Consider the following 5,419-nt stretch of genomic DNA (forward strand, 5'->3'; position numbering starts at 1 on the left):
GAATAAGCAAACAATTTCTAACTTTTCTTCTACTGATTTTGGACTTCTTTTGGACATGTGAAAACTCCCCTTATAGTGTCTAGTGAATTTTTGTTTTTTCACTGTCCACTATATGGGGAGTATATCAAAAGGACTGGGGATTTTTGGTTGAATATAGGTCACATTCTTTTGAACATCAATTGGAAAAAATAGCCGTAACTGTTGCAACTTTAGTAGCTTCAACAGTCTAGGAATAGCCTGTTGAAGGTTGGAAATAGAACGATCAGCGCTCGTGTCAAACAGTCTAGGAATTGACTGTTGAAGGTCGGAAATAGAACGAGTGCAACTCGTGTCAAACAGTCTGGGAATCGACTGTTGAAGGTTGGACATAGACCGATCAGCACTCGTGTCACACAGTCTAGGAATCGACTGTTGAAGGTTGGAGGTAGAGCGATCAGCACTCGTGTCACACAGTCTAGGAATGACGTTGAAGGTCGGAAATAAAACGAGTGCAACTCGTGTCAAACGCTCTCGTATCTTGTGTAACTGAACTCGGACTACAACTCACTGACAAAAAGATCAAACTCATTGATTGCAAGACAATCTGCTTCGTTTGCCTATTTTGTCTAGGAGTTGTTTAACGTCCTCGTATCTTGTTTTAAAATATGCTATAATAAAGAAAAATGAAAGGAGTATGAGTATGAAAACCATTCACACGGATAAAGCGCCAGCGGCGATCGGACCTTACGTTCAAGGAAAGGTTGTCGGAAATTTGTTATTTGCATCAGGTCAAGTGCCTCTGTCTCCAGAAACAGGTGAGCTTGTAGGAGCAACTATTGAGGAACAAACCGTTCAAGTCTTGAAGAATATCCGAGCGATTTTGACAGAGGCGGGGACTGATTTTGATCATGTAGTGAAAACAACTTGTTTCTTGAGTGATATGAATGACTTTGTAGCCTTTAATGAAGTTTATAAAACAGCCTTTACAACTGAATTTCCAGCTCGGTCAGCAGTCGAAGTAGCTCGTCTGCCGCGCGATGTCAAAGTGGAAATTGAAGTCATTGCAGTCGTGGAAAATTAGAGAGGAGAGCTATGTCTGACAAACTACACCTTGTGATTGTTACAGGGATGTCCGGTGCTGGAAAGACCGTAGCCATTCAGTCTTTTGAGGACTTAGGCTATTTTACGGTTGACAATATGCCCCCAGCCCTGTTGCCAAAATTTTTAGAATTGATGCGCCATAGTCAAGACAACGACAAGGTGGCACTTGTTGTGGACATGCGTAGCCGTTCCTTTTTTGCAGAAATCCGTCAGGTTTTAGATGAGGTTGAATCGGCAGATGATGTGGACTTTAAGATCCTCTTTTTGGATGCGACCGATAGTGAACTGGTAGCCCGCTACAAGGAGACGCGCCGCTCGCATCCGCTTGCAGCAGACGGACGCGTCCTTGATGGGATTCAATTGGAGCGAGAACTACTGGCACCGCTCAAAAATATGAGCCAGAATGTGATCGATACAACGGAATTGACACCGCGTCATCTCCGTAAGGAAATTTCAGACCAGTTTGCTAGTTTGACCAGTCAGTCCTCATTTCGTGTGGAGGTCATCTCTTTTGGCTTCAAATACGGCTTGCCACTTGATGCGGATTTAGTCTTTGATGTACGCTTCTTACCAAATCCATACTACCAGCTTGAACTGCGGAATTTGACAGGCTTGGATGACCCCGTCTTTAACTATGTTATGGAGCATGAGGAATCCGAGGCATTCTATCGCCATTTGTTGGGACTGATTGAGCCGATTCTGCCCGGTTATCAAAAGGAAGGTAAATCTGTTCTGACCATTGCAATTGGCTGTACAGGTGGCCAGCATAGAAGTGTGGCCTTTGCCAAGCGCCTAGCAGATGATTTAGAAAAAGGATGGACGGTCAACCTTAGTCACCGTGATAAAGATAGACGAAAGGAAACGGTCAATCGTTCATGAGAAAACCTAAAATAGCTGTCATTGGAGGCGGTACAGGCATTCCAGTTATTCTAAAAAGTCTGCGTGACAAGGATGTGGACATTACCGCGATCGTGACGGTAGCAGATGATGGTGGCTCTTCAGGCGAAATTCGTCAAGCCTTGCAGATGACCCCTCCTGGTGATTTGCGCAATGTTTTGCTTGCCATGTCGGATATGCCAAAGCTCTATGAGCGTATCTTTCAGTACCGCTTTGCGGAGACAGATGGGGCACTGGCAGGACATCCCTTGGGCAATTTGATTATCGCTGGAATTTCTGAAATGCAGGGCTCAACCTACCATGCCATGCAACTCTTATCCAAGTTCTTTCATACCACTGGGAAAATTTATCCGTCAAGTGAGAACGCCCTGACCCTCCATGCTGTCTTTACAGATGGTCATGAGGTGGTTGGTGAAAGCAAGATTGCCGGTTACAAAGGTATGATAGACCACGTCTATGTGACCAATTCTTATAATCAAGATGAACCGACAGCCAGTCGGAAAGTGGTCGATAGTATTTTGGAAAGTGACATGATCGTCCTTGGTCCCGGCTCTCTCTTTACCTCTATTTTGCCCAATCTTATGATTTCAGAAATCGGTCAAGCCTTGAAAGAGACCAAGGCTGATGTAACCTATGTTTGCAATATCATGACCCAGCGGGGTGAAACGGAATTTTTCAGCGATGCAGATCATGTACGAGTTCTGAACATGCATGTCGGAGAGAATGTGATTGATACGGTATTGGTCAATATTGAACCAGTTCCCCAAGAATACATGAATACCCACCAGTTTGATGAATACTTGGTTCAGGTCAAACATGATTTTACAGGCTTACAATCGCAAGCCAAGCGAGTGATTTCCTCTAATTTTTTGAGGCTTGAAAATGGCGGAGCCTTTCATGACGGGGACTTGGTCGTTGAAGAACTCTTGAAAATCTTGCAGGTGAGATCATGAGTTTTAGTGTGCAAGTAAAAGAAGAAATCATCAGTCACAGCCGACCTGAAAAGAGTGAATTGGCAGCTATGATTAAGCTGTCTGGTAGCCTCGGTTTGGCGTCGTCGGGGCTTACCCTATCAATCAGCAGTGAAAATGCCAAGATAGCTCGTCATCTCTATGAAATGCTTTATCAATTTTACCAAGTCAAGGCTGAAATTCGTCACCACCAAAAGACCAACCTGCGGAAAAACCGTGTCTATACAGTATTTTTAGAGGACGGGGTGAATGAGATTTTAAATGATCTCTATCTAGCAGATAGTTTTTTTGGCTTAGAGACAGGGATTGCCCCTGCGATTTTGGAAAGCGATAGCTGGAGCCAGTCCTACCTCCGTGGTGCTTTTTTAGCTAGTGGATCAGTCAAGGATCCCGAAACAGGTAAGTATCAGCTGGAAATCGCTTCCATCTATGAAGATCATGCCCATGACCTAGCCAACCTCCTTCAAAAGTTTCTCTTGGATGGCAAGGTGATTGAGCGCACCAAAGGTAGTGTTACCTATTTGCAGCGGGCAGAAGATATCATGGACTTTCTTTTGATTATCGGTGCTGAAGAAGCTAGGACAGAATTTGAAAATGTCAAGCTATTGCGCGAGACACGAAATGATCTCAATCGGGCAATCAACGCAGAAGCGGCCAATATTGCTCGTACCGTGACTGCCAGCATGAAGACCATCCATCATATTTCTAAAATAATGGAAACGATTGGACTGGATCAATTGCCCGCAGATTTGCAAGAGGTTGCACAACTACGGATTCAGCACCCAGACTATTCGATCCAACAGTTAGCGGACAGCCTCTCAACACCGATTACCAAGAGCGGTCTCAATCATCGCCTGCGCAAAATCAATAAAATTGCCGAGGAATTGTGATACCTGTCAAAGGCTAGCTATCTGATCATTGTTTTCTTCTGACTGAAAGAAATTCTGCTTGGCTACGATTGTCTAGGAGTGATTGTACGCTTCGTAAGCTCTTTGTATGTAGTCACTTTTTAAATGATCTTAAAATTAGTTATTTTACTTTACAATGATTGAAACTTTGTATATAATAGAGAAAGTGTGTAATGGACACACCAAAAACGGTTAATCCGCTGGGACGAAGGCTCCCATGATTGGCAAGATAGGAGAATAAAGAAACATGAATCCATTAATTCAAAGTTTGACAGAAGGTCAGCTTCGTACAGATATTCCTGCATTCCGCCCTGGTGACACTGTTCGTGTGCACGCAAAGGTTGTTGAGGGAAGCCGTGAGCGTATCCAGATCTTTGAGGGGGTTGTAATCTCTCGTAAAGGTCAAGGTATCTCAGAAATGTATACTGTCCGCAAGATTTCAAGCGGTATCGGTGTAGAACGTACATTCCCAATCCACACTCCACGTGTTGATAAAATTGAAGTAGTACGTTACGGTAAAGTACGTCGTGCGAAATTGTACTACCTACGTGCATTGCAAGGAAAAGCTGCGCGTATCAAAGAAATCCGTCGTTAAGCAAGATAAGACTTGGTTTTTCAAGTCAAGGATGGATTTGGGTACCCACAATGGTGCTGGATTGAAGAGAAGTCCGATTTGGATTATTTTCTTCAATCTTTTTTCTTTGCTCACGATAATAAAACTTCCGATACTCTTTGAAAATGAAAAGGAGAAATTATGTCGAAAAGATCATTCTATCAAATTAGCCTTTATAGCCTATTATTACTCGTAGCTAATTGGAGCTTGAGTTTTTTACCTGACGGTATCTATTACTATCTTATCAAAACGGGCTTACTGGCTCTTATCTTCTACTTAGCTGGACATCGTTTCCTACATTTAAACATGCCTCTGAAAGTCCGCGTTGGATTGGGAGAGCAATTACGGGTTAACTGGCTCAACCTACTCTATCTCATTTTTGTCTGCCTCCCTCTGCTAGCCTTTGGCTTTGAAGAACATCAGGACTATTTACCAACCGCTCTGATATAGTCATTTAGTTTATCTTTTATTACTTCGTTAACTCGTCTTGCTGTACTTCAGTACTACCTGCGACTCGTTGCCTAGTACTAAAAGTAAACTAAACAACTATAACAGCTCTAGGAGCTGGCTTTGTCGAAGAATACATCTGCCGTGGTGTCCTATTACAGATCGCGCTGAAAGACGGGCTAGGTTCCTACAAGAACGTTCTGCAAGCTGTTCTTATTTCAAGTTTGGCTTTTGGACTAGCTCACTTGGGAAACCTGCAAACACAAGCGCTGGATGTCACTCTTTTTCAAGTCTACTATGCAATGGCAATGGGTATCTACTTTGCTGCAGTTGTCATTCGTACGCGGAGCCTTTGGTGGGCTATCTTTATCCATTTTATAGTCTTTCACTTTTTATATAATACATGTTATAATAAATCTATGGCATATGGAATTGATTTTAGAAAACGTGTGATTGCCTATAAAAATTCAGGGCATTCAAAGCAAGAAACCTGCAAAGTCTTT

General features: G+C 43.0%; 7 protein-coding genes. All 7 read left to right on the forward strand.

Going from position 1 to position 5,419, the window contains the following annotated elements; all coding sequences use genetic code 11:
• Positions 1–679: 679 nt before the first annotated feature.
• Entirely contained in the window at positions 680–1,060 is a 381-nt protein-coding gene (locus tag BU200_RS09840) for a RidA family protein (protein ID WP_075099972.1), read from the forward strand.
• A gap of 11 nt (positions 1,061–1,071) precedes the next feature.
• Positions 1,072–1,959: an RNase adapter RapZ gene (rapZ, locus tag BU200_RS09845; RefSeq protein ID WP_075099973.1), complete on the forward strand. Its 888-nt coding sequence runs from the start codon at positions 1,072–1,074 to the stop codon at positions 1,957–1,959.
• Positions 1,956–2,930: a YvcK family protein gene (locus BU200_RS09850; RefSeq protein ID WP_075099974.1), complete on the forward strand. Its 975-nt coding sequence runs from the start codon at positions 1,956–1,958 to the stop codon at positions 2,928–2,930. Before rapZ ends, BU200_RS09850 begins: the two co-directional genes overlap by 4 nt.
• Positions 2,927–3,838 (forward strand): DNA-binding protein WhiA, encoded by a 912-nt coding sequence (gene whiA, locus BU200_RS09855; RefSeq protein ID WP_075099975.1) that lies wholly within the window; start codon positions 2,927–2,929, stop codon positions 3,836–3,838. Before BU200_RS09850 ends, whiA begins: the two co-directional genes overlap by 4 nt.
• 265 nt (positions 3,839–4,103) lie before the next feature.
• Entirely contained in the window at positions 4,104–4,451 is a 348-nt protein-coding gene (rplS, locus tag BU200_RS09860) for a 50S ribosomal protein L19 (protein WP_067085767.1), read from the forward strand.
• Positions 4,452–4,610: 159 nt separating this feature from the next.
• The gene (locus tag BU200_RS09865) at positions 4,611–4,919 is read left to right on the forward strand and encodes a hypothetical protein (protein ID WP_075099976.1); all 309 of its coding nucleotides are present in this window, start codon (positions 4,611–4,613) and stop codon (positions 4,917–4,919) included.
• 98 nt (positions 4,920–5,017) lie between these two features.
• The coding region (locus BU200_RS09870; protein WP_142237049.1) for a CPBP family intramembrane glutamic endopeptidase at positions 5,018–5,419 on the forward strand (402 nt) is incomplete at its 3' end.

The sequence above is a fragment of the Streptococcus acidominimus genome, assembly GCF_001921825.1.
Lineage (GTDB): Bacteria > Bacillota > Bacilli > Lactobacillales > Streptococcaceae > Streptococcus > Streptococcus acidominimus.